General features: G+C 67.6%; 1 protein-coding gene. It reads right to left on the bottom strand.

What is annotated here, in order from left to right:
• Positions 1-414, bottom strand: a 414-nt coding sequence (locus L687_RS24575; protein WP_040569579.1) for a universal stress protein, incomplete at its 5' end; no start/stop codon positions are given.

Genomic DNA, 414 nt, shown 5'->3' with positions numbered 1-414 from the left:
CTACTTCTCGGGCCAGATCTCCTTCTGCTCGTCCGGCACCGACTCTCCGAGCGGCACGACGAGGATCGAACGATGCTGCCGGTGTGCGAGGCGCGCGGCCACCGATCCGGTGAAGAACTCCCTGATCGACTCGCCGATGCCACGCTTGCGTGTACCGACGACGATCAGCTGCGCGTCGAGCTTGTTGGCGAGCTGCTTGATCGCCAGAGCCGGATCGCCGACCAGTTGCCGCGCCGTCCAGGTGACGTCGGTGCCCGCCAGCAGCGTGGCCGCAGCGGCCTCGACCGCCTCGAACTCCGCGGCTCCGGCGTCGAAGTTGATGTCGATCGGAGCCGAGTGGACGTAGCCGTCCGGGTCCTCGTACGTCACGAAGCGCGTGACGTCGACGTGGGCGACCACGAGCGGTGCGCTAAG

Source organism: Microbacterium maritypicum MF109, from assembly GCF_000455825.1.
GTDB classification, from domain to species: Bacteria; Actinomycetota; Actinomycetes; order Actinomycetales; family Microbacteriaceae; genus Microbacterium; species Microbacterium maritypicum_A.
Note: the sequence above shows the minus strand (reverse complement) of the source record. Positions and strands in the feature narration are given on the sequence as shown.